1 protein-coding gene is annotated in these 1,164 nt (G+C 62.3%); it reads left to right on the top strand.

Features of this window, described 5'->3' with window-relative positions:
• The first annotated feature begins 198 nt into the window (after positions 1 to 198).
• The gene (locus AC0QUY_RS42575) at positions 199 to 1,140 is read left to right on the top strand and encodes an IS110 family RNA-guided transposase (protein WP_161849671.1); all 942 of its coding nucleotides are present in this window, start codon (positions 199 to 201) and stop codon (positions 1,138 to 1,140) included.
• Positions 1,141 to 1,164: the final 24 nt, after the last annotated feature.

The following is a 1,164-nucleotide window of genomic DNA, read 5'->3' as shown; positions in this document are numbered from 1 at the left end:
CCCCTTGTATCTGCACGGCCAAGATTTGTGCGATGGAAGCGACTTAGCGTCTTGGCCGGTGGCCACCGGCCAAGACGCGTGGCGATGTCGCCCGTTCCCCCTCCGGCTACAACCGTGGGTGAGCTTTGGGATCTTCGCCATGTCACGCACGACCGAACAGTCGCTTGAGCTCCGATCGCATGGACAAGGCAGGTTACCGTGAAGAACACAATTTGTGGAGTGGACGTTTCGAAAGCCAAGCTCGATGTCTGCATCGAGCCCGGGCATCGGCTTGCGAGCTTCAATAACGATACGGCAGGCATTGCGGAACTGGCCGCGTTCTGCCGTGAACATGCCGTCACGCTGGTGGTGATGGAGGCCAGTGGCGGGTACGAGCGACGGGCATTCGTCGAGCTGTGGGAAAAAGGCATCAGCTGCGCGCTGACCAATCCACGCAACGTCCGCCGCTACGCCGAGGCGATGGGCATTCTGGAAAAGACCGACCGGATCGATTCCTCCGTCATTGCCCGCTTCGCCCATGCCAAGAACCTGGCTCCGACCCCCTTGCCAAGCCAAGCCCAGCAGCGCCTGAAGGCGCTTGTGGCAAGGCTCCGGCAGGTCACCGACGATCTCACCGTGCAGAAGCAGCGTCGCGCAAGTCTGCTCGATAACCCCGAGATGCTGGCCAGCCTCGACGAAGTGATCGCCCTGCTCAAGCGCCAATCCCGCTCGCTCGAGGGGGAAATCGCCTCCATGATCGATGACGATCCGCTGTGGGCAAAGCTCGCCGAGACCTGGCGCGAGATGAAGGGCGTCGCCGGGCGGACCGTTGCACGCCTTCATGCCGAACTACCGGAAATTGGCACGCTCTCCAACAAAGCCATTGCCAAGCTTGCCGGCCTTGCCCCGATCGCCAATGACAGCGGTAAGCGAAAGGGCAAGCGACCCACCCGCGGTGGTCGCGCCGGCGTCCGCTCGATCCTCTTCCTCGTCGCGGCCATCGCCGCCCGCTACGACAAAAGCCTTGCCGAGTTCCGCGACAGGCTGCTCAAGGCCGGCAAGGAGAAAATGGTCGTTCGCATTGCCCTTGCCCGCAAGCTCCTCGTCAGGCTCAACGCAAAAGCTCGCGACGCGCGAACCGCGTATGCCAATGCAACTTGACAAACCAGATAGTCGCTCACCCGG

Source organism: Bradyrhizobium sp. WYCCWR15520, assembly GCF_056174665.1.
Note: the sequence above shows the minus strand (reverse complement) of the source record. Positions and strands in the feature narration are given on the sequence as shown.